This is a genomic window from Labrenzia sp. ATLA3 (genome assembly GCF_057180185.1).
Genome location: NZ_JBXUKV010000008.1, coordinates 20,790 through 40,602, shown reverse-complemented (window position 1 = coordinate 40,602; position 19,813 = coordinate 20,790). Strand labels below are relative to the sequence as shown.

The following is a 19,813-nucleotide window of genomic DNA, read 5'->3' as shown; positions in this document are numbered from 1 at the left end:
CTTATCGAAAGGACGCCGCATGAGCACCCAGAAACCCGTCCGCCGTATCACGGCCCCGCAGATCACCCGCCGTAAGGGCGCAGACCCCATCGTCTCGCTGACCTCCTATCACGCGCATACGGCGGCTATCGTCGACAAATATGCCGATTTCATTCTGGTGGGGGACAGCCTCGGCATGGTCATGCACGGCATGGAATCCACCGTTGGCGTTTCGCTGGAACTGATGATCATGCACGGCAAGGCCGTGGTGCGCGGAACAAGCCGGGCGCTGGTGGTGGTCGACATGCCCTTCGGCACCTATGAGGAAAGCCCGTCGGTTGCATTTCGCAACGCCGCCCGCGTGATGAAGGAAACCCAGTGCGGTGCCGTGAAGCTGGAAGGTGGCGCACGCATGGCAGAGACCATCCGCTTCCTGACCGAACGTGGCATTCCGGTGATGGCTCACATCGGCCTGACGCCGCAGTCGGTCAACGTTATGGGCGGGTTCAAGACGCAAGGGCGAGACGAGGACAGCTGGGCGAGCCACGAGGAAGACGCAAGGGCCGTCGCCGAGGCCGGCGCATTCGCGCTTGTTGTGGAAGGCATGGTCGAACCGCTGGCGGCAAGGATCACCAAGAAGATCTCGATTCCAACCATTGGCATCGGCGCATCGGCGGAATGCGACGGCCAGATCCTGGTGCTGGAAGACATGCTCGGCCTCAATCCGACACCGCCGAAATTCGTCAAGGTCTACGGCAATCTCGGCGGTCAGATCGAGGCGGCGGTGAAGGCTTATTCTGACGAGGTCAAGGACCGCAGCTTCCCAAGTGAGAGCGAAGTTTACCGGTAAGGCCGGGTTCGCACCTGTCGGCTCGACAACCCGGACGCCGTGAAACTTGGATCCGGGGTCGGGGCGCCCGTGCCTCGCCTTTTGAACGCATGCCCACCTCGTCCGCCGGTGGCTCTCCGGTCCCGACTCGTGCTGACGCTTGGCCGGGATGACGATGGAAAGGTTTGTTTTCCGGCGCTATCCGATGGAAAAAATCAACGCCCGATTTCCGGCTGCAAAGCCTCCGCGCCGGGCGTAAGGTCGGGTCATGCTGATGACACGACCCAGTTTTGACACGCTCTATGAAGCGCTCCTGAACCGTGATCCGTCTTACGATGGTCGCGTTTTTGTCTGTGTGGCTTCCACTGGCATCTTCTGCCGGCTGACCTGCCCAGCGCGCAAGCCAAAACGGGAGAACTGCACCTTCTACGACACGGTATCGGAGTGTTTCGACGCGGGGTTCCGGCCTTGCAAACGCTGCCGTCCGACCACGCCGGAGGCAAGTGCCGACCCGGTGGTGAAACCGCTGATCGAGGCGTTGGAAAAACGGCCTGCCTATCGCTGGGGCGAGCCGGATCTCGTGCGCCTGGGGTTTGACCCCTCCACGGTGCGCCGGGCCTTCAAGCGCCATTTCGGCATGACCTTTCTGGAAATGGCCCGCCAGCGGCGCCTGCAGGAAGGCTTCTCCACGCTTGCCGAAGGCGGCAAGGTGATCGATGCACAGCTCACGGCAGGCTTCGACTCGCCAAGCGCGTTCCGCGAGGCCTTTTCCAGGATACTCGGCCAGTCTCCCGGTGCCTTTTCCGCCAAGCCGCTGCTCTTTGCCGACTGGGTGGCCTCACCGCTCGGCCCGTTGATTGCCGTTACCGACAGGACCCAGCTGCACCTTCTGGAATTCCTAGACCGTAAGGCCTTTCCGGCCGAGTTCAGGAAACTCCAGACCTATGCCAAGGGCGAGATCGGCTTTGGGCGGACGGAGGTCACCGACCAGATCCAGAGCGAACTCGACCGTTTCTTTGCTGGAACCGGCGGCCGGTTTGAAACAAGGCTGGCGTTGCACGGATCTGCCTTCACGCGGGATGTCTGGCGCGCGCTCTTGACCATTCCGCCCGGCGAAACACGAAGCTATTCCGAACTGGCACGGGCCTTGGGGCGGCCGGAGGCAGTGCGCGCGGTCGCTCGCGCCAATGGCGCCAACCAGATCGCGCTTGTGGTGCCCTGCCACCGGGTGATCGGCGCCGACGGCTCTCTGACCGGTTATGGCGGGGGGCTCTGGCGCAAGCAACGGCTGATCGAACTGGAGCAGAGCTACCGGAAGACACCGGCCGCTTGACGGACGTCCTGCGTGCCGGCCAGTGGCGGGCATCGTAGCAGGCAACGTTCCGCCTTGGACAAGGTCGTGCAAGTGCCGACGGCCTTGCACGGACGCATCACCGGTCGAAGCGGACAGGCACCTGCATCTTCATATGTGCTACGCGAATATCGCGCGGAAACTTGGGCATGGGCGAGGCCCTGCGCACCATGTCGAGCGCGGCCTGATCCAGCAACGGGTGACCGGAAGACCGGGTGATGCGAATGCCGGAAACAGAGCCGTTGGAGGAAATCGTGAAGCTGACGCTCACTGTTCCTTGCAGTCTCTGGCGTTTCGCTTGCCTCGGATAGCGTTTTGCCCGGCGCAGTTTCGCCACCACCTTGCCCTGGTAATTGGAAGTCGCCTTCGTGCCGCCGTCGTTGGTGCGGGCATCCGCCCGGCCATTGGCGTTGGAATTCGCACTTCTGCTGGTGATGCGTTCGCCACCCTTGCGGGCGCTGGCCTCCGCCCCCTTGGTCTGTGCTTTTTGGGACTTTCTGGATTTTTCGCGCTTGTCCGGCTTGGCAGCTTCCGCCTTGCGCACCGGCGGCTTGGGTTTGCGGGTCGGCGTCTGTGTGATCTCGGCGAGCGGATCGGCAATGGGCTGTCGCGCTTCGGTTCGCGGTTCCACGGGCTTTACTGGCTTCACCTGAGCGGCGGGCTCCACCCGTGCAAGGTCGACAGGCTTTTGCTGCGGTGCCGGCTCGACCGGTTTGACGGGTTCCGGTGTGACCCGGCCTTGTGCTGTCTCTGTCTGCGTCTTCGGCGGTGTGAAGGGCGCTGTCACCAGCTCCGTGGACGTAACGCCTGCCACCGCCGGAACGGACGGGACAGGTTCAGAAACCGGGCTGTCAGGCACTGCCTCGGCAACGGCCGGGACTGGCTGGGCCTCTACCGGTTTCATCGGTGTGTCGGGCGGCACCTCGGGCGTTGCCGCACGTTCGTCCACGTCTTCAATTGGTGTCTCGTCCGGCGTCACGTCTTTGGCCGGCTGATGGTCGGCAACCGAATCCACCTTCGCGCCGGCAACAAGATCCTCAATGGACCCGATCACGGAGACGCCGCCACCTTCTGAAGCTGCAATCGAGACTTCGTTGGGATCTTTGGCAAAGAAGGCGGCACCGGTGCCGTGCAGCACCAGGGAAAGGATTGCCCCGGCAGCAAGGAAACGCGCGAAACTCACTTCGAGCCTCTTCTTGTAATGAGCACGATGTCGCTGCGCCCGGCATCCTTCAGGTCGCGCAGCACCTTTTCCAACGCGTCCGCCTTCAATGTGCCGTCGGCAGCCACCTTGACCGGGCCGTCTGAGCCGCCTGTCGTACCATGTGTTGCCAGCCAGTCGGCGACACCGATCTCGGTTTCTCCGGCAAAGGTTCGACCTTGCTGGTCGACGATGAGGGCGCCGGTGGACCGGATGGTCTCGTCCTCCAGAATGTTCAGCGGGGGCTCGATTTTCCTGGCATCGTCCCGGGCAACCGATCCGGCAAACAGGAAAAAGATCAGCATCAGGAAAACGACGTTGATCAGCGGAATGGTGTTTTCCGGCGGTTCGCGGCGTTGTGGCAATTTCAAGCGCATAAGATCACCTATTGTCCCGTCACCAGAATGCTCTTCAACCCGCTTCGGCGGGCCGTCGACATGACGTCAACCACGTCCTGGACACTTGCCTCCGGCCCGGACCAGATCGCGACGATGCTGTTTGCCTTGAGCGCGGAAAAGAGCTCCGGCATGTCCGCTTTCAGGATCGGGCGGCCGTTCAGGTCCAGATGGTCTGAAGTGTGAATGCGCAGGTAGGCCGGTCTTGCCGCCGCGCCGCCGCCTTCACCGCCGCTGGAAATATCCAGCGACTGATAGCGCGTGAAGCTGGACGCCAGCATGAAGAACAGCAGCAGCAGGAAGATGACATCGATCAGCGACGTCAGGCCTACGGGCTTGCGCCGGGCCCTTGCTTTAAACTGCATGCCTCGTCTCCGAAGCCTCCAGCGCCACAATCCGGGCCGAGCCGCGTTCGGCAATGGCGCCGGTGAAGAAGGCTGTGACGAGCGCTTCCATCTCGGCCTGCTCCGCTTCGATGCGGCTGTCGAACCAGCCGACAATGGCGGAGACGGGGATCGCGACCGACAGGCCGACGGCTGTCGTCAGCAACGCCACCCAGATACCGCCAGCCAGAACGGAAGGGTCCACCGCCGCGCCAGCGCCCTGCATGGCCTGAAAGGCTTCGATCATGCCGAGCACTGTCCCCAGAAGGCCGATCAACGGGGCCGTCTGGGCAATCATGTCGAGCGGGCGCAGATAGGCCCTCAGCATGTTGATCCGCTGGATGCAGATCCGCTCGACATCCTCTTTCAGAAGCTCGGTCCTGGTGTCGTTGCGCGCTCTGCCCTGAACGAGCCGCAGCATGATGTCGGCAACCACGGATTTTCCGCCGGCGGCCATCGCTTTTGCTTCCTGCGGCCGTCCGTCCAGCCACAGGAACAGCGCCTTGCGGGCGGTGCCGAAGCGGCCGACCCCCAGATAGAGGAACTGCAGCAGCTTGGCGGCGATCAGGGCTGCGGCCACCAGAGAAAGAACGAGCAGGAACAACACCACCGGGCCGCCCTGGTCGACAAGGCCGGAGAGCGGAGACAGGAAGTGCGGCAGGGCCGCGGTTGAAACATCAGGCATCTTGATCACGCTTGGGTTTTCATCAGAGGATCAGGTCGATTTCCGACCGCGAGTCGATCCGCAGCAGCGGCAGGCAGTCCTGCTGCGCGGCATCCTGAAGGTCGCAGGCACGCACCTCGTTCAAAAGGACACGGGAGATGCCGGTGCAATCGCCCTTGGCAACGTCATATTGCCGGACACGCATCTTGCCGGCGGGCAGCTCACCGAAATCAATGGCGGCATAGCCGGAAACACCATCGGAGGTGTCGAACATCACCAGATCGAGACCAAGAGCCTTCACAGGTGTCGGCAGGGTGTTGCGGACGACGAAGGTCAAGCGGCAGGACCCATTGACCGTCTCCGCATCATTCAACTGGACGGAAATCTCTTCGGTTGTCTTGGTGGTCACCTCGGGGGCAAGGCTCTGGGCGCTCGCCCCGGCTGCAAGCTGACTGCTCAGCATCAAGGCAATCGCACAGGTGCGAACAGGCACCGGAAACAATGATGTCTTCATCCCTTCGCTCTCCTGCAGAGGCTGGCGGCAGGTATGGCTCCACACTGGAAAGTCAGCCGCACACCATTCGAGTTACAGATATCTCTCCAGCCGGCAGGTTCTGGTCATGCGCCAGGCCGCTGGGGCCGCCATCCCGCTGACAAGAGTGTCCTGTCGGGACACACCAAGGGTGGCATTGGCTCGCAGAACTGCTGGAGAGTTTGGAGGGCTGAGGCGGCCGGTGCTGTCATGAAAAAGACAGCCGCTGCCTTGGCTATTCGTTCTTTATACCGAAAGTGGCAGCCGAGGAAACCGGTCACGCTGAAAAAAGTTGAATTTTTTTATCATGTTTTAAAATGCCTCCCAGCCTGCTGGCTGAAAGAACGAAATGGCTACGCCCAATGAAACACCCCGGCAGGTTCTGACGCGTGACCGCCTCCAGGCACAGCCGTCATTGCGTTGTCAGACAGAGCATGGCTTGATGACTTCGAGACCCAATGTCGCGGAGCAAGTGCATGATCGACCCTGCCACCCTGATGACCTATATCGCGATCGTCCTCGGATTTGTTTTCATTCCAGGACCGGCGACGATCCTGACAGTCGCCAGGGCGACCAGTTCGGGAACAAGGGTGGGAATTGCAACGGGGGCCGGTATTGCGGCAGGCGACGTGCTTCACACCGTCATGGCAATCGTTGGACTGTCCGCCATCATAGCGACATCGGCGCTTCTCTTCAGTGTTATCAAATACGCTGGCGCCGCCTATCTCGTGTATCTCGGGATACGGGCAATCTTCGAGAAAGCCCCGAGCGACCTGACGAGAGGAGCGCTTCCGATCACTGCAGGCCACGCATTCCGCCAGGCGGTTTTGGCAGAAGTTCTGAACCCGAAAACCGCACTCTTCTTCCTGGCCTTTCTGCCCCAGTTTGTTAACCCCGAGAGCGGATCGGTCGCAATTCAGCTGAGCGTATTGGGTATCGTCTTTGTCTTTCTCGGATTGCTCAGCACGATCGTTTTCGCGGTCAGCGCCGGTGGCCTCGGTAACTTCCTGCGCCGGCACCCGGCCGTCTTGAAATGGCAGGGCAAACTGGTTGGCAGCATCTATTGTGCACTCGGTGTCCGCTTGGCATTGCAGGAACGGTAAGCTTGTCCGCATGGGAGCAGAGCGACTTTCGCTCCCGCAGTCTCAGATGCCTGGAATGTGTGCCGGTTTCGGACCATGCCGCGTGATGAACGGCACTCACAGGGCCTCAGTGGACAGCAACAACAACCTCTTGGAAACTGCATGGTTCCAACTGAAACCAGCAGGGAGGTCTCATGCCCCGATTTGACGCCCTGTCAGCTCCAGCGAGCCCGAAGCGCCACGCCCTGTCGGCCCTTCCCTTGTCTCTGCTCGCTTGCGTCGCTGAGACGTTCATGAACTCCCTATCAAGCAACAGCAAGAGCCGTGAAAGACGGAGGGCTTGCGGCTTGCAAAAATGCCTGGTCCCATTGGCCAAGAACGTTTGCCGTGGAAAAGCGATCCAGCGAGGGCGGGCCGGCTTCGCAGAAAGATCTGCGCAGCGCCGGGTCGGTAAGGACCCGAGTGATCGCCGAAGCAAGCGCCTCTTTGCTGCCCATTGGCACGAGCAGGCCCGTGGTTCCGTCCTGCACGATCTCACCGGGGCCCCAGGGGCAGTCGGTAGAAACAACTGCCATTCCGCTCGATATCGCCTCAAGGACGACATTCGCAAACCCTTCGAAGCGTGAACTCAGGGCAAACACGTCACCGGGCGATGTCCATTCGCCCGGCACTTGCGTGACACCCGCCAGGCGAACGACTTCCTGCAGCCCGAGGTCTGAAATCTGCTTTTCGAGTGCGGACCGCTCCGGACCTTCGCCATAGATCGTCAACTCCGCATCAGGGACGCGCTCCACGACCTGGGCAAAGCCAGCGATGAGGATATCAAACCCCTTTTGTTGGTCGAGCCGTCCGACCGCGACAACCCTGCGGCCCGCATCAGGCCGCGGCTTGGCGCGTGGCAGCGGTGTGACCGGATTTGGAATAACGGTGGTCTTTTTCTGGATGCGGGCGGATTGTCTTTCACGCGCGCGCTCCGTCATCACGACGACCCTGTTCGCTGCAAGGGCCGCCATCGGCCGGGTCCAGCGCCAGAAGCGGCTCATTTGCTGAAGATCGAAATTGTTGCGTTCCGATATGATCGTCGGAGTGCCGGTACCCGCGGTCGCAAGCACCGTGATGACGTTGATCTTGGTCAGGAAGGAGACGACCAAATCCGGTTTGATCCTCGCCAGGCGTCTACGCAGATCCATTGCCCGTTGTGCAGCGACAAAATGCCGGGAATACTGGCCGGTGCGGCTTAGGCCTTCGACCTGAATGTCGGGATCATAGGAAAAATATGAGGTGGAATCAGTCGCGTTGACGGCGATCACATGCACATCATCGCCAGCGGCAAGACGGTGGTGGGCCAGCAGGTTGACGACTTTTTCCGCACCGCCTGCGCCGAGGCCCGCAAGTACAAACACGACACGCATTACGGATCCTTTCTCGCGACAGAGCAGGTGAAGCCGTTCCGCACCAGATGGTTGTCCATTTTCGCGCTGTTCATCCCTTCATGTTCAGCAGCGGAACGGATCATCTGTGCACGCGAATGAAGGTCGAGCTTATCGGTCGCCCTGATCTTGTCGGTTTCCACCGGCTTGGTGCTGATGTGCGCACGAGCGACAATTAAAGAGCTGTAAAAAATTGGATCTCCCCCCCAGGAAATGCACAGTGAAAAAATAGCGCTGCTAACAACCAAACGGTCGCGGCTATTTTGTTATGAAGCTTGGCGGTATTCCATTCTGCTACAAAATAATTAGTATTCGTATCGTCTTAAGTTAAAGCTCTTACTCAAATATAAGTAAAAGAGCTTACATTCCAGGCGCAGCCTTGCGGAAAATCTTACGGGAACTCAACCTGCTCCCTGGTCGGACCGTGCAGCCTCTCTCCCACTGCAATTTGGTTCCTGACCCGCTACATGAACTTGTCGCACACGAGCGAAAAAATGTGGTTTAGTTAACGACCAATCCTCCCAATTTAATAAATATTACACCATTTGCGCCTCGCAGGGAATGCTTTGAATACAACAAGTCCCTCTACGAGACGCAGGATCTTTTCGCTGCAATTTATGCTTGCGCGATAGACCTGTAAGAAGTGAATATTTTTGATCGTATATTGTGTCCCAAATAGTAATATTATGATATTTATAGAATAATATTAGGAGGCGAAAAGACTTTACAACCAATATTTCAACGCATACGTGAATTTGTCGGGGATATTTGGCTTCGCCAGGCTCGTACATCGAGATACGTATTGGTAAGTCAGGTTTTAGCGGTTCCTGGAAGATGTATTCGAAATGCGTTCATCGAGTTCAGACAGCGTGTGCTGGACCCTGTTTTGTACCGGAGAGTGGCTGCAGGCAGCTGACAAACTATTTGGCCCGAGGTTGAACCCGGGTCATCGGGTCGGGCAAAGCCAAGACCAGCCTGGGATCTCGGACAAGGGCAATCCACGACACCTCCCGGTATCGTTCGATGTTTCGAGAAGAGCGCTTCCCGGGAAACCCATGGATGATGGGCCCCAACTCTGTTTGCTCCTGCGCTGATCTCATTCGGAAAGTGTTGCGGGACGTTCGCAAGTCTCACGGACCGCTGTAAGCGTCCTCGACGCCTCTTCCGCGAGACAGTTTGCGACTTCGTTCGCGATACGTGGAAGAGTTCTGCGTGCACTGACGGCAACGCTGATTGACTGGGCGGCAATTCCCCTTGCTTTGACCTCAAGCGCGACCATGCTGCCGTTCATCAGTTCAGGAGCAGCGTCCATTTCGGAGGTCAGGGCAACATGGCTTCCCCCGATCACGAGCTGCTTCAGAAGCTGAAGCGAATTTGTGACGACGGGGGGAGGGCCGTCCTCGAAGACCCAGGCATGCTGTTCATCCAGCATACGGCGGATCGAAAGGGCCCTGCTCTGAACGACGATGGCCTGCTTGCGCACGTCCGCAAGCTTCACGGAACGCTGAGCCGCCAGTGCATGTCCAGGTGCAACGACGCAATAGAGCGGCAGGTCGGCGGTCCAGATGACGTGTACGTCCCTGAGCCGGCGAAGATTGAAGGCGAGGATCAGGTCGCATTGACCGTCGTCCAGAAGCTCTGCGGCACCGTCAGGGGTCGCAACTTCCACATCGACGCGCACGCGCGGGTACCGTTCGCTGATGACTTCAAGAAAACGCGGTATGACGCCATTCACCTGGCTGTCCATTGTCGCAAGGCGGATGTGGCCGAAATCAACACCCTGCATGCGCTTCACATCGGACTGGATGCGGGTTTCGTCGGCGCGCCACCTCTGTGCCAGGAGGACGAACATTTCGCCCGCGGGGGACAGCTGCATGCCCCGCGTCTGGCGGTCGAACAGCTGAACACCGATCCGGTCCTCGAGCAGCTTGATCTGCCTGTCGATTGCCGAGGCGGAAATGCCGATGGCGCGGGCCGCCGCCTGAATCGACCCGTGTTCCGCAACAGCCTCAATGTAGTGCAGGCTGCGGGGCACAAGATGGAGGTGCATCGTGCATCATCCTAATTATTAGAATGCAATGTTGCCTATTCCATCATGGATTGCAACGGAAACGCCAAGTAGCCTGACTTGGACAGCCACGGAGAACGAACCGAATGTCCAGGGCCGGAAGCCTTCAGCAACTGAACGTCGCGCCACGGGAGACAGCGCTCCGGATGCTGGAGCGGATTGTCGAAAGGTCGTCCTGGGTGGCGGAAATCGTGGTCGATCAGCGCCCCTTCGCTTCCGACCAGGAAGTTGCCCGGCGCTTGGTCGAAACGATCCTGTCGTCAGGGTTCGACAAACAGGTCCAGCTCTTCCGCGCCCATCCGGAACTTGCCGGCCGCGAGGCCACCGAAGGCACGATGACCGAGGCCTCGACGGACGAACAGGGCCGCCTCGGGCTGACGGCATTGGCCGCTGAAGACGCGGCGCGCCTCAAACGCATGAATGCGGCCTATGCGGCACGTTTCGGCCACCCGTTCATCCTGGCGCTGCACCGCATGCCTGACCTGGAGGTGGTGTTCGACACCTATGAGCGCCGGCTGGCTGCTTCGCCGGTGGAAGAGCACGTGTCGACGCTGGCGGAAATCGCTTCGGTTATCGGGAACCGTGCTGCGCAAGCCTTCGGATTACAGTCAGGGGAAGACCCGGCGGAAACGCAGGCTTCCGCAGTGGAGACCGACCGTTTGCGGACAAAGACCAGCGAGGCGCGCAATGTCTGAACGCCATCTTTTCGGAACGTCGCGGCCTTTGTCGCGTCTAGGCTCCACCTCGGAAGAGCGAAAAGCCCCAGGGGGTGAACTTGAACGGCAGATGGAAATGTTCGTGAACGGCATCGATGCCGAAGCGAAAAACCGCGACGTCCAGAAAAGACGGGTCGGGAATGGAAACGCCGCCCGCCCTGAAATACGCGCCGACGTCGAACTCCACCTCGTAGGTGCCGCGCAGGACACCTGTTCCTTCCGCGACAGGATGAATGAAATGCCCCGTCGCCGTGCAAGCGCCTTCCGCGACCATGTCCGGCTCCGGCGACAGGCGCCTCAACCGGACCGTCAGGCCGGACGCCGGTATGCCGCGCGCAACGTCAACCGCGTGGATGGAGATGCCCCCGGCCTGCACTGCGGTTTTTTCATCTGTCATCCTGATGCCTCATCTGATCTCGCGGTGCCACGTCTTCGGGCAAACTCTGTCACGCCAGTTCCTGCGATGCAAAGGCGACCTGAGCGGCATTTCGAACGCAGGCATCCCTGTGTGGAAGCGAGGCAAGGATGAACCAGTACTCCAATGAGCCCGAAGATAATGGTCAGGGCGAACTGGCCGTCGAAAGCCCTGTCGGGGCGACCGGCTGGGGCGGTGAAATTGGCGGTGTGCTTCTGCTTGTCCTCAGCGTCGTCTTTATGGTGGGCGGATGGCAACTGGGCCTTGGCGTTCCGACACGTCTTGGAACCGGCGCCTTTCCCTTCGCAACGGGTGCCGTATTAGCCGTGCTCGCGCTCGCCATCGTTATTGCGGAGCGAAAGGGCGACGGACTTGCGGAAACGCCGGACTGGATCGGGCTGCTGGCCATCTCCGCATCGCTGGCCGTCTTTGCGATCGTCGTGGACCGGCTGGGTCTGGTGCCTGGGGTCTTTGCGACCGTCGTCGTTGCCAGCCTTCCCGACCGCAACCTTTCCCTGCGGGGCAAGGCTCTCCTGGGGATCATCGTCGCACTGGGATGCTGGGGTGTCTTCATCGAGCTCCTGAACCTGCCCATCAAGCCTTTCCTGGAGTTCTAGCATGGATATTCTTGCAAACTTCAGCCAAGGCCTGCTCGTCGTCCTGCAGCCCGAAAACCTGATGTACTGCTTCATCGGGGTCTTTCTCGGTACGTTCATTGGCGTATTGCCCGGGATCGGCTCCATGGCGGCGATTGCGATGATCCTGCCGATCACCTTCTATCTCGATCCCACGCCGGCGCTGGTTATGATTGCCGGTGTCTTCTACGGCGCCGAATACGGCGGTTCGACGGCGTCGATCCTGCTGAACGTTCCCGGTACGCCGGCGGCCTCCATCACGGCAATCGAGGGGCACCAGCTGGCCAAGAAGGGCCGTGCGGGTGTTGCCCTGTTCTCAACGGCGACGGCCTCCTTCGGCGGCGGTATCATCGGCATGGTCGTCATCGCACTCTTGTCGCCCCTCCTGGCAAAGCTCGCCTTGTCCTTTGCTCCGGCAGACTATTTCGCCGTCATTCTGCTTGGTCTGATTGCAGCGTCCGCCGTCAGCAACGGCGGTGCCCTGAAGGGGATTGCGATGGTCATCACGGGGTTGATGCTGGGCACCATCGGGATCGATCTCACTACCGGGGTCACACGGTTCACCATGGGTGTTCCCGAGCTACGTGACGGCATCCATATCGTCATCGTCGCAATGGGACTGTTCGGTGTTGGCGAGGTGATCGCCTCGATCCGTGCCACACGCAGCGGTACGGCAACCCAGACCGTGGATTATTCCGATTTTTACCCGTCGAAGAAGGAATGGAAATCGCTGTTCGCTCCCATCCTGAGGGGCGGGGCCATCGGATCCTTCATCGGCGCCCTGCCAGGCACCGGGCAGACCATCGCGGCGGCCCTTGCCTATGCCGTGGAAAAACGGGTCTCGCCGCAGCGCAAGGACTTTGGAACCGGCGTTGTGCCGGGTGTCGCCGTTCCCGAGGCCGCTAACAATTCGGCAACCCAGACTGCATTCATCCCGACGTTGACGCTGGGTGTGCCGGGCAGCCCGCCGATGGCAATCGTCATTGGAGCACTCATGATCTACGGCATCACGCCGGGCCCGCGCCTCTTGACGGAGCAGCCCGACATGTTCTGGGGGCTGGTTGCGAGTTTCCTGGTCGGCAACATCATGCTGCTCATCCTGAATATTCCGCTCATTGGCATATGGGTCAGGCTTCTGAATATCCCGTACAAATACATGTACCCCACCATCATCGTTCTGATCTGCATGGGGGTCTACAGTCTCAACAACAACGTTTTCGACATTTGGCTGACACTCGTCATCGGTGTCGTCGGATACGTGATGCGCCTCTTCCGGTTCGAGCCGGCGCCGCTTCTTCTGGGGTTCGTTCTGGGTCCCATGATGGAAGAGCACCTGCGCCGCACGATGCTGCTCTCGCGCGGAGATCCCATGGTTTTCGTGACGCGTCCCATCAGCGCGACGCTTCTGGCAATCACTGCGCTGATTATCGTTTTCGCACTCTACTCCACGGCACGAACGCACCGCCGCGCATTGGCGGCCCGTCTCGGATCAAGCAGAAAGGAACAGCCAAATGAACTATAAGGCCCAATTTACCGGTGCGGTGATGGCAGTCGCCACCGCCATGACATCCACGGCGGTGCTGGCGGAACCGGGCGCCTGGAGCGATGAGCCCGTCCGCATCGTCGTGACCTTTCCCCCTGGCGGAACAAGCGACCTCGTCGCCCGTCTTCTTGCCCAGCAACTCGATACCGGTTTCGGGCAAAAGGCGGTTGTCGACAATCGCCCCGGCGCCGCCGGAACCGTGGCGGCGGACTATGTTGCCCAGCAGCCTGCTGACGGCACGACGCTGATCTTGTCAAACAACGCGCCATTCACCATTTCGCCAACGCGCTTCAAATCTCTGCCTTACGATCCTATCGCAGACTTCACGCATGTCGCCTACATCGGCGCATCCGCACCCGGGCTCTTCGTGCAGCCATCGTCGGGCATCACGACGCTTGAAGCGTATGTCGCCCAGGTGAAGGAGACACCAATGACCTACGGGTCGAGCGGCGTAGGCTCGATCTCCCACATCCTCGGCGAAGCCGTGGACGCGGCATTGTCGGTCGAATCCATCCACGTGCCCTATCAGGGCAGCGCGCCCGCGATCCAGGATTTCCGGGCCGGCGCGCTGGATTCTTTCTACGATATGGTTGTTCAGAACAGTGACATGATCGAAGACGGCGAAGCCGTTGCGCTCGCAATCGCGTCGCCGGAACGCAATCCGCAGCTTCCGGATGTGCCGACATTCCGGGAACAGGGATATGACATCGTGATCGAGAACTGGGTCGGCCTTTCCGCACCTGCAGGTCTCGACCCTGCGCTCCGGGACAAGATCCATGAAACGGTCCTTGCGGTATTCGCCAAACCGGAAGTCCAGGCAAAACTCACCGATCTCGGCATCACCCACGTGGCCATGTCATCGGAAGACTATGAGGCCCTTGTCAGCGAACTCATCGGGGTCTGGGCGCCGCTGATCGAAGCGGCCGGCATCAAGGAATGATCTAAGAGTTCCGCCGTTCCGCTTTCCGGCGGGGCGGCCCCGGTTCTGCAACGGGGGCAAGGGTCGCAGCAGCCACGTGGTCAAGCACGTTGTTTGGCCCAGGCGAACAGCACCTTCATTGCATCCTCGGAAAGAGCCTGACGTGCCGGCATCGCCCGTTCCTCGACCGTCTTTCCGCACTGTTCACGGAGCGTGTCCGCGGCTACCGTGAAACGTGCCGACAAGGGCAAATGCTGGAGGGCCGCATTGCTCTCGGCAAGACCCGCCGCGTAGTACAATCGCCGGATTCCGGAGATCTGCATTGCGGCGACACAAAGCGCACACGGTTCGCAGCTCGAATACAGATCGCACTCGTGTAGATCGACCGTGTCGAGGTGCCGGCAGGCGTCGCGGATCGCTTCCGTCTCTCCATGCGATGTTGGGTCACGCTTTTCCAGAGACCGGTTGATGCCTTGCCCAACGATCTGTCCATTCCGGACGACAACCGCGGCGAACGGTTCGGTTCCCGGGGTCTCCAGGGCCGTTGCCGAGAGCTCAATCGCCCGGCGAAGGAATTGCTCTTCGAACATCACACAACCTTTTCGCACCTGCAGTTTCTGCGCCGTTGCGCGAGTTTGACACGCAGAGGCGCTGGAGAGAAGACGTGCTCAAATTGTGTTTGATGCGACGAGGGGAGAGCCGATTTCCGGGAAATTTTGCGCATGCTGCGATGTGGATCGCGTTCTCCTTGAAGGACATGAACCAATACCGATTGCGCGCAATCACGAATTGGATTGTGGCCGCCTGACCGAGTTCCCCCCGGCGATGATCCGATTGATCAGATCAGACACGGCCCGGTGAGTTTCCACGTCGTCTTTCGGACCGGTCGCGTTTTCATGCGTTGAAGCGGCATCGCGCAAGACGCCCACGATCTCTTGTTCGGGAAGAATTTTGTGATCGTTCATTGCCAGCAAAAGGGCTTCACAGATCGAGAGCGCCGCCATTCCTGAATAGTCTCTTTGGTCAGGCATCTTGATGACCCCTTTCACGGGCTAGAAGCCCAGGCATATCCCAACTTCGGCTGCGAGGCGCAACGAAAGGCTCAGCCGTCGGGATCCGCGGACGTTGTTGTGCTTAATGGTTGATGATGCGCCTCGACCGGCGCACCGATCCTGGCCGAATGACCTGACAAGCGGGCTGATGAGCGATCATCGGCAGTGGTTGGTATTGGGTGCCAGTCCGATAAACTTCACCATGGTGACAGAAAATCAGTATGCTGCACTGATTGAAAGCAGTCTTGGCCCAGTCATTTTGGAAATGGTTCGTTGCCTGGGAGAAAAGGATTTGAACTCTATCGAGAAAAGTCCGCTTGCCCGCAAGCTTTCCAGCTTCGTGGCCTTGTCCCCGAACGAACTCGAAGTGTTGCACCATCTGCATCAGCGTCGCCGCTCATTCGTGGCAGGACGTGATCTCGTACAACAGGGACAGTCGGAACAAGCTGCCTATATCCTTTCCGAAGGTTGGGTCTGTTCCTACAAACTTCAGCCGGACGGGACACGACAGATCATCGATTTTCAGATTCCTGGAGATTTTCTGGGGTTGCGAAGCGTTCTGTTGCGCACCTCGGATCATAGTTTCGAACCGGTCACCGATATTCAGGCAGTTGAAGTTCCCTCAGATGATCTGCTTGCGGCCTTCGCGCAGAGCACCCGCCTGGCGACCGCTATTCTCTGGGCGATATCGCGGGACGAGGCGATGGTCGTCGAACATCTCGTAAACCTGGGACGCCGTGATGCGGACGTCCGTATGGCCCATTTTCTGCTCGAACTTGGCTCCAGGTTGGCGCTGGTCGGCATGAGCAGCCAAACGGGCTACAACTGTCCGCTGACACAGTATCACCTCGCCGACGCACTGGGACTGAGCGCCGTGCACGTCAACCGCATCTTGCGGCAGTTGCGCGAAAACGGGCTTGTGACGTTTCGAAATGGCAAGGTGACATTCGATGATCGTGACCGCCTGGTCGAATTTGCCCTGTTCGATCCCGAATATCTCGACCAGACCGGGCCATTGCTGAAATAGGCCACACCGAGTGTCTCTCTTGGGGAGCCGGTATTGCGTAGGGATCTATGGTGGATCTTCTATCCGCGCAACAACGAACGCCGTATCGCTCGTTTTCTGGTCGGGTGCGGGCGGGATGCATCCGATATTCCGCTGACACGGACATTTGGTGAAAACACTCTGAAAAACTTCGAGGTTTGGACAAAGATTTCCGATGAAAACTAACCTTGATCAGTACAGGACGATCCGGGTCTCTCTAAGATGTTTGAAATAGTCGCGCCCCAAGAATTGGCCGAGCAAGGCCATCCAGGGAGCCTGACTTGAGCATACCCAAGACAAATGGCGGACTTTACGATGAACACTCGGTCGACCAGATCGACGGTGAAGTTCTTCCATCCTTTCTCTCTGAGAGGGCAATCGGAAGTCCTACCTGCCGGAGACTATGAAATTCTTGTCGAAGAAGAGCTTCTTCAGGGATTGAGCTTCCTCGCCTACCGGAAGACGGCAACGTATCTGATCGTCGCCGACAACGGCAGGACCGAGATGCGGGAGATCTCCGGAAACGATCTGGAAGAGGAACTCAGCCGAGACCGGGCCGCCAACGATGACAAGCAACAGAGCGAGGCGGCGCCCTTTCCGCCGGAGGACTTGAAATGAATATTCCAGAATGGGTGAAACCTGCCGCGTATGGTGTCGTGATCGGCGCAATTGCCGTCAGCATAGCGGGATTTTCGTGGGGAGGCTGGGTCACCGGCGGAACCGCGGCAAAGATGGCAAGCACGTCGTCACATGACAAGGTGATTGCAGCGCTGGTGCCGGTGTGCGTCGGCCAGTCTCGTTCCGATGATGAGCGCACGGCAAAGCTGGCGGAAATTCGCGAAACTTCAGCTTACCAGCGCAGGACCGTACTCATGGAAACCGGCTGGGCGACGATGCCAGGATCCGACAGCGCGGACCGGGATTTGGCCCAGGCCTGCCTCACGGCACTTGAGCCTGACCTGTCTTGAGTGAAGTCCTGTCTGGAGACAGGAGCGGGGTGTCAGTCATGCCTGAAAAGACAGTCCTAGAGTTCGACTTGGAAGCTGCCGATACCGTCGCGTATTACGTGAAGCAAGACGTCATATGCGAAGGTTTCTTCTGCCGACAAAGGCGAAATCGCCGGGAGAGTACGTTCTCCATCCAGACAGCAAGCCCAGGCATGCCGGCGCATGGAGCCGAGACGAGACGAAACATCGCTCCGCAGTTCGTTTCTGCTGACAATGTGCAGCAGAAAACGGATCTTTTTGAAAACGCGCCAATCGATCCGGATGCGAAAACGCTCTCGAACACAAGCCGCGAAAGCAATCCACCCAAGTTTTAGTTTCCGGAGAGGAAAAGTCATGTCTTCCGAAAAAGACGGTCCGCAGAACTCGGGCCCATGGGGGACTGACCCTAAGAGCCAGTCTTTGGACGTGGACGCCTTTCTACGTCAGGGGCGGCAGCATTTCGGTGGAATGTTTCCGGGCGGTACACCGTCCGTTCGCGGAATTCTTGTCGCCGGCGGGCTTGCCATCGTCGCACTCGGCTTGTGGTCGTCCTATTACACCGTGCCGAGTGACTCCGTTGCCGTGATCCAGCGATTTGGCAAGTTCGTCGCTGAAGTACCACCGGGATTGCATTTCAAGTTTCCCATGGGCATCGACACGGCGACGATCGTCCCGGTCAAGCGACAGCTGAAGCAGGAATTCGGCTTCACAACACCAGGTGGCTCGGATCCCTATCAGAGTCCCGCGGACGGACGGCGCGAGACCGAAATGGTCACGGGCGATCTGAATGCGGCCCTTGTCGAGTGGGTGGTTCAGTACCGGATCTCCGATCCGGTCAAGTTTCTGTTTGAGGTACGCGAACCGGCCGCAACGCTTCGATACGTCTCTGAATCCGTCATGCGCGAAGTGGTCGGCGACCGCACAGTCGACGAAGTCATCACGATCGGTCGGCAGGAAATCGAAAGCGAAGCGCTGCTGAAGATGCAGACACTGGCGACCAAATACGCCATGGGCATCAGCATCGACCAGGTGCAGCTCAAAAATATCAATCCGCCCGAGCCCGTTCAATCCTCGTTCAATGAAGTCAATCAGGCCCAGCAGGAAAAGGAGCGTCTGATCAACGAAGCCCGCCGGGAATACAACAAGGTCATCCCGCTGGCGGAAGGCGAAAAGGACCAGCGTATCCGCGAAGCCGACGGTTATCGGCTGAAACGGATCAACGAGGCTGAGGGCGATGCCGCGCGCTTTACCGCGCTGCTGACGGAATATCTGAAAGCACCGGAGGTCACCCGGCGGCGAATCTATATCGAAACCCTTCAGGACGTGATGCCTACTATCGGGTCGAAGATCATCGTTGACGGGTCAACCAGCAGCATCTTGCCGCTTCTCAATCTCGACCGCCAAAGGGAAAGCCAGCCATGAAGATCGTATGGGGACTTCTTGCGGGCATTGTCGCCGTTGCGGTTGTGACCGCTTCCACCGCCGTCTACACGGTCAGCGAAGTTGAACAGGCGATCATCACCCAGTTCGGCAAGCCCGTTGGCGAACCGGTGACGACGTCGGGCCTGAAATTGAAACTGCCCTTCATACAGGACGTCAACCGGATCGACCGACGGGTTCTGGAGTGGGACGGCAATCCCTCCGATATGCCGACAAAAGACAAGCTTTACATTTCGGTCGACCTCTTTGCCCGTTGGAAGATTATCGATCCCTTGCAATATTTTCTTCGTCTGCGTGACGAACGCAGTGCGCAATCGCGGCTCGATGACATCCTTGGCAGCGAGACACGCAACGCGGTTGCCAAGCACGAGTTGATCGAAATTATCCGCACGACAAGGGGGCGCATCCCCTTGCGGGATTCTCTCCTGACCGACGAAGAACGCGCCCAGGATATCGGTTCACTGGTTCCGATCCAGAAAGGCCGTGCACTTGTAGAGCAGGAAATTTTCGGAGCCGCGGCCGAAAAGGTTCGTGTCTTCGGGATTGCACTCCTCGACATCCGGTTCAAGCGCATCAATTACAATGAAAGCGTCCGGCCGAAGATTTATGACCGGATGGTCTCCGAGCGGCGTCAGATCGCCGAACGTTTTCTGTCCGAAGGCAACGGCGAGGCGGCACGTATCCGCGGCAACCGGGTGCGCGATCTGAACAAGATTCAATCCGAAGCCTACCGGGCGGTGGAAGAAATCCGCGGTGTGGCCGACGCCACCGCCGCCGACATATACGCCCAGGCGTACAACATCACGCCTCTTGCCGCGGAGTTCTACGAGTTCTCGAGAACTATGCAGGCCTACAAGGACATGATTTCTTCCGGAACGACCCTCGTCTTGTCGACGGACAGCGATCTCTTCAAGTTCTTGAAGGGCGTGCAAGCTTACGACGGGAAAAAAGAGCCTGACCTTCCGGAGTTGGATGCCGGGGTGCTGGGGCGCGTGAGTCCTGTCCGCCGTTGAGCCGATCTGTCCGGGCGTTTTTTCGCCCGGAGCGAGAAATGAAAAGTGACTGCGCCCCAAAAAACCGATGAATTGTGGTCGCTTGGTGAAAGTCGAAAACGCTCAAGAGAGTAAATGTCGAGGAGGGTATTATTC

At 59.3% G+C, this 19,813-nt stretch carries 24 protein-coding genes; 14 read left to right on the top strand and 10 right to left on the bottom strand.

Annotated elements, in window-relative coordinates; genetic code table 11:
- The first annotated feature begins 19 nt into the window (after positions 1–19).
- Together panB and AC2A6O_RS21755 are read left to right on the top strand one after the other, a co-directional pair.
- On the top strand, positions 20–829 hold the full coding sequence (gene panB / locus AC2A6O_RS21760; protein WP_498930261.1) for a 3-methyl-2-oxobutanoate hydroxymethyltransferase: 810 nt from the start codon (positions 20–22) through the stop codon (positions 827–829).
- Between the two features lie 247 nt (positions 830–1,076).
- Positions 1,077–2,141 carry a bifunctional transcriptional activator/DNA repair enzyme AdaA gene (locus tag AC2A6O_RS21755; protein ID WP_498930259.1) on the top strand — a complete coding sequence of 355 codons (1,065 nt, stop codon included), beginning with the start codon at positions 1,077–1,079 and terminating at the stop codon, positions 2,139–2,141.
- A gap of 97 nt (positions 2,142–2,238) precedes the next feature.
- On the opposite strand, the gene AC2A6O_RS21750 is transcribed toward AC2A6O_RS21755, so the two are convergent.
- Genes AC2A6O_RS21750 through AC2A6O_RS21730 form a run of 5 tightly spaced genes read right to left on the bottom strand, consistent with a single transcriptional unit; the run spans position 2,239 to position 5,316 of the window.
- A complete protein-coding gene (locus AC2A6O_RS21750; protein ID WP_498930257.1) occupies positions 2,239–3,342 on the bottom strand; it encodes a TonB family protein in 1,104 nt (367 codons plus the stop codon).
- Positions 3,339–3,737 carry an ExbD/TolR family protein gene (locus AC2A6O_RS21745; protein ID WP_498930255.1) on the bottom strand — a complete coding sequence of 133 codons (399 nt, stop codon included), beginning with the start codon at positions 3,735–3,737 and terminating at the stop codon, positions 3,339–3,341. The genes AC2A6O_RS21750 and AC2A6O_RS21745 overlap by 4 nt, the downstream gene beginning before the upstream one ends.
- Positions 3,738–3,745: 8 nt before the next feature.
- Complete coding sequence (locus tag AC2A6O_RS21740) at positions 3,746–4,120, bottom strand: ExbD/TolR family protein (protein ID WP_498930253.1); 375 nt, start codon at positions 4,118–4,120, stop codon at positions 3,746–3,748.
- Entirely contained in the window at positions 4,110–4,823 is a 714-nt protein-coding gene (locus AC2A6O_RS21735) for a MotA/TolQ/ExbB proton channel family protein (protein ID WP_498930251.1), read from the bottom strand. The genes AC2A6O_RS21740 and AC2A6O_RS21735 overlap by 11 nt, the downstream gene beginning before the upstream one ends.
- 22 nt (positions 4,824–4,845) lie before the next feature.
- Positions 4,846–5,316, bottom strand: a complete 471-nt coding sequence (locus tag AC2A6O_RS21730; RefSeq protein WP_498930249.1) for a hypothetical protein — start codon at positions 5,314–5,316, stop codon at positions 4,846–4,848.
- 494 nt (positions 5,317–5,810) lie between these two features.
- On the opposite strand from AC2A6O_RS21730, the gene AC2A6O_RS21725 reads away from it, so the two are divergent.
- Positions 5,811–6,437 carry a LysE family translocator gene (locus AC2A6O_RS21725; protein ID WP_498930247.1) on the top strand — a complete coding sequence of 209 codons (627 nt, stop codon included), beginning with the start codon at positions 5,811–5,813 and terminating at the stop codon, positions 6,435–6,437.
- Between the two features lie 284 nt (positions 6,438–6,721).
- On the opposite strand, the gene AC2A6O_RS21720 is transcribed toward AC2A6O_RS21725, so the two are convergent.
- The gene (locus tag AC2A6O_RS21720; RefSeq protein ID WP_498930245.1) at positions 6,722–7,828 is read right to left on the bottom strand and encodes a glycosyltransferase family 4 protein; all 1,107 of its coding nucleotides are present in this window, start codon (positions 7,826–7,828) and stop codon (positions 6,722–6,724) included.
- Between the two features lie 1,114 nt (positions 7,829–8,942).
- On the bottom strand, positions 8,943–9,896 hold the full coding sequence (locus AC2A6O_RS21715; protein ID WP_498930243.1) for a LysR family transcriptional regulator: 954 nt from the start codon (positions 9,894–9,896) through the stop codon (positions 8,943–8,945).
- A gap of 104 nt (positions 9,897–10,000) precedes the next feature.
- Between AC2A6O_RS21715 and uraD the strand changes: the two genes are divergently transcribed.
- Positions 10,001–10,609: a 2-oxo-4-hydroxy-4-carboxy-5-ureidoimidazoline decarboxylase gene (gene uraD / locus AC2A6O_RS21710; RefSeq protein WP_498930241.1), complete on the top strand. Its 609-nt coding sequence runs from the start codon at positions 10,001–10,003 to the stop codon at positions 10,607–10,609.
- 37 nt (positions 10,610–10,646) lie between these two features.
- On the opposite strand, the gene AC2A6O_RS21705 is transcribed toward uraD, so the two are convergent.
- Positions 10,647–11,027 (bottom strand): hydroxyisourate hydrolase, encoded by a 381-nt coding sequence (locus tag AC2A6O_RS21705; protein ID WP_498930239.1) that lies wholly within the window; start codon positions 11,025–11,027, stop codon positions 10,647–10,649.
- 128 nt (positions 11,028–11,155) lie between these two features.
- On the opposite strand from AC2A6O_RS21705, the gene AC2A6O_RS21700 reads away from it, so the two are divergent.
- The 3 genes from AC2A6O_RS21700 to AC2A6O_RS21690 are packed head-to-tail and all read left to right on the top strand — an operon-like array spanning position 11,156 to position 14,163.
- On the top strand, positions 11,156–11,662 hold the full coding sequence (locus AC2A6O_RS21700) for a tripartite tricarboxylate transporter TctB family protein (protein WP_498930237.1): 507 nt from the start codon (positions 11,156–11,158) through the stop codon (positions 11,660–11,662).
- Between the two features lies 1 nt (position 11,663).
- Positions 11,664–13,202, top strand: coding sequence for a tripartite tricarboxylate transporter permease (locus AC2A6O_RS21695; RefSeq protein WP_498930235.1), 1,539 nt, complete (start codon positions 11,664–11,666; stop codon positions 13,200–13,202).
- The gene (locus tag AC2A6O_RS21690; protein ID WP_498930233.1) at positions 13,192–14,163 is read left to right on the top strand and encodes a Bug family tripartite tricarboxylate transporter substrate binding protein; all 972 of its coding nucleotides are present in this window, start codon (positions 13,192–13,194) and stop codon (positions 14,161–14,163) included. The genes AC2A6O_RS21695 and AC2A6O_RS21690 overlap by 11 nt, the downstream gene beginning before the upstream one ends.
- 80 nt (positions 14,164–14,243) lie before the next feature.
- Here AC2A6O_RS21690 and AC2A6O_RS21685 read toward each other — a convergent pair whose 3' ends face one another.
- Both AC2A6O_RS21685 and AC2A6O_RS21680 read right to left on the bottom strand, forming a co-directional pair.
- Positions 14,244–14,732: a nucleoside deaminase gene (locus AC2A6O_RS21685; protein ID WP_498930231.1), complete on the bottom strand. Its 489-nt coding sequence runs from the start codon at positions 14,730–14,732 to the stop codon at positions 14,244–14,246.
- 192 nt (positions 14,733–14,924) lie between these two features.
- A complete protein-coding gene (locus AC2A6O_RS21680; RefSeq protein WP_498930229.1) occupies positions 14,925–15,173 on the bottom strand; it encodes a hypothetical protein in 249 nt (82 codons plus the stop codon).
- 169 nt (positions 15,174–15,342) lie between these two features.
- On the opposite strand from AC2A6O_RS21680, the gene AC2A6O_RS21675 reads away from it, so the two are divergent.
- From AC2A6O_RS21675 to hflC, 7 genes are all read left to right on the top strand, one after another.
- The gene (locus AC2A6O_RS21675) at positions 15,343–16,221 is read left to right on the top strand and encodes a Crp/Fnr family transcriptional regulator (RefSeq protein ID WP_498930227.1); all 879 of its coding nucleotides are present in this window, start codon (positions 15,343–15,345) and stop codon (positions 16,219–16,221) included.
- A 33-nt stretch (positions 16,222–16,254) separates the two neighbouring features.
- Positions 16,255–16,425 carry a hypothetical protein gene (locus AC2A6O_RS21670; protein WP_498930225.1) on the top strand — a complete coding sequence of 57 codons (171 nt, stop codon included), beginning with the start codon at positions 16,255–16,257 and terminating at the stop codon, positions 16,423–16,425.
- Positions 16,426–16,554: 129 nt separating this feature from the next.
- A complete protein-coding gene (locus AC2A6O_RS21665) occupies positions 16,555–16,857 on the top strand; it encodes a hypothetical protein (RefSeq protein ID WP_498930223.1) in 303 nt (100 codons plus the stop codon).
- Positions 16,854–17,207 carry a hypothetical protein gene (locus AC2A6O_RS21660; protein WP_148582333.1) on the top strand — a complete coding sequence of 118 codons (354 nt, stop codon included), beginning with the start codon at positions 16,854–16,856 and terminating at the stop codon, positions 17,205–17,207. Before AC2A6O_RS21665 ends, AC2A6O_RS21660 begins: the two co-directional genes overlap by 4 nt.
- 38 nt (positions 17,208–17,245) lie before the next feature.
- Positions 17,246–17,560 (top strand): hypothetical protein, encoded by a 315-nt coding sequence (locus AC2A6O_RS21655; RefSeq protein WP_148582334.1) that lies wholly within the window; start codon positions 17,246–17,248, stop codon positions 17,558–17,560.
- Positions 17,561–17,579: 19 nt separating this feature from the next.
- Positions 17,580–18,647, top strand: a complete 1,068-nt coding sequence (gene hflK / locus AC2A6O_RS21650) for an FtsH protease activity modulator HflK (protein WP_498930220.1) — start codon at positions 17,580–17,582, stop codon at positions 18,645–18,647.
- The gene (gene hflC / locus AC2A6O_RS21645) at positions 18,644–19,678 is read left to right on the top strand and encodes a protease modulator HflC (protein ID WP_498930218.1); all 1,035 of its coding nucleotides are present in this window, start codon (positions 18,644–18,646) and stop codon (positions 19,676–19,678) included. Before hflK ends, hflC begins: the two co-directional genes overlap by 4 nt.
- Positions 19,679–19,813: the final 135 nt, after the last annotated feature.

What these genes read in the sequence shown, in the direction of transcription:
- panB (WP_498930261.1), top strand. Translation starts at nt 20, where the DNA reads ATGAGCACCCAGAAACCCGTCCGCCGTATCACGGCCCCGCAGATCACC.
- AC2A6O_RS21755 (WP_498930259.1), top strand. Translation starts at nt 1,077, where the DNA reads ATGCTGATGACACGACCCAGTTTTGACACGCTCTATGAAGCGCTCCTG.
- AC2A6O_RS21745 (WP_498930255.1), bottom strand. Translation starts at nt 3,737, where the DNA reads ATGCGCTTGAAATTGCCACAACGCCGCGAACCGCCGGAAAACACCATT.
- AC2A6O_RS21740 (WP_498930253.1), bottom strand. Translation starts at nt 4,120, where the DNA reads ATGCAGTTTAAAGCAAGGGCCCGGCGCAAGCCCGTAGGCCTGACGTCG.
- AC2A6O_RS21735 (WP_498930251.1), bottom strand. Translation starts at nt 4,823, where the DNA reads ATGCCTGATGTTTCAACCGCGGCCCTGCCGCACTTCCTGTCTCCGCTC.
- AC2A6O_RS21730 (WP_498930249.1), bottom strand. Translation starts at nt 5,316, where the DNA reads ATGAAGACATCATTGTTTCCGGTGCCTGTTCGCACCTGTGCGATTGCC.
- AC2A6O_RS21725 (WP_498930247.1), top strand. Translation starts at nt 5,811, where the DNA reads ATGATCGACCCTGCCACCCTGATGACCTATATCGCGATCGTCCTCGGA.
- AC2A6O_RS21720 (WP_498930245.1), bottom strand. Translation starts at nt 7,828, where the DNA reads ATGCGTGTCGTGTTTGTACTTGCGGGCCTCGGCGCAGGCGGTGCGGAA.
- AC2A6O_RS21715 (WP_498930243.1), bottom strand. Translation starts at nt 9,896, where the DNA reads ATGCACCTCCATCTTGTGCCCCGCAGCCTGCACTACATTGAGGCTGTT.
- uraD (WP_498930241.1), top strand. Translation starts at nt 10,001, where the DNA reads ATGTCCAGGGCCGGAAGCCTTCAGCAACTGAACGTCGCGCCACGGGAG.
- AC2A6O_RS21705 (WP_498930239.1), bottom strand. Translation starts at nt 11,027, where the DNA reads ATGACAGATGAAAAAACCGCAGTGCAGGCCGGGGGCATCTCCATCCAC.
- AC2A6O_RS21700 (WP_498930237.1), top strand. Translation starts at nt 11,156, where the DNA reads ATGAACCAGTACTCCAATGAGCCCGAAGATAATGGTCAGGGCGAACTG.
- AC2A6O_RS21695 (WP_498930235.1), top strand. Translation starts at nt 11,664, where the DNA reads ATGGATATTCTTGCAAACTTCAGCCAAGGCCTGCTCGTCGTCCTGCAG.
- AC2A6O_RS21690 (WP_498930233.1), top strand. Translation starts at nt 13,192, where the DNA reads ATGAACTATAAGGCCCAATTTACCGGTGCGGTGATGGCAGTCGCCACC.
- AC2A6O_RS21685 (WP_498930231.1), bottom strand. Translation starts at nt 14,732, where the DNA reads ATGTTCGAAGAGCAATTCCTTCGCCGGGCGATTGAGCTCTCGGCAACG.
- AC2A6O_RS21680 (WP_498930229.1), bottom strand. Translation starts at nt 15,173, where the DNA reads ATGCCTGACCAAAGAGACTATTCAGGAATGGCGGCGCTCTCGATCTGT.
- AC2A6O_RS21675 (WP_498930227.1), top strand. Translation starts at nt 15,343, where the DNA reads ATGAGCGATCATCGGCAGTGGTTGGTATTGGGTGCCAGTCCGATAAAC.
- AC2A6O_RS21665 (WP_498930223.1), top strand. Translation starts at nt 16,555, where the DNA reads ATGAACACTCGGTCGACCAGATCGACGGTGAAGTTCTTCCATCCTTTC.
- AC2A6O_RS21660 (WP_148582333.1), top strand. Translation starts at nt 16,854, where the DNA reads ATGAATATTCCAGAATGGGTGAAACCTGCCGCGTATGGTGTCGTGATC.
- AC2A6O_RS21655 (WP_148582334.1), top strand. Translation starts at nt 17,246, where the DNA reads ATGCCTGAAAAGACAGTCCTAGAGTTCGACTTGGAAGCTGCCGATACC.
- hflK (WP_498930220.1), top strand. Translation starts at nt 17,580, where the DNA reads ATGTCTTCCGAAAAAGACGGTCCGCAGAACTCGGGCCCATGGGGGACT.
- hflC (WP_498930218.1), top strand. Translation starts at nt 18,644, where the DNA reads ATGAAGATCGTATGGGGACTTCTTGCGGGCATTGTCGCCGTTGCGGTT.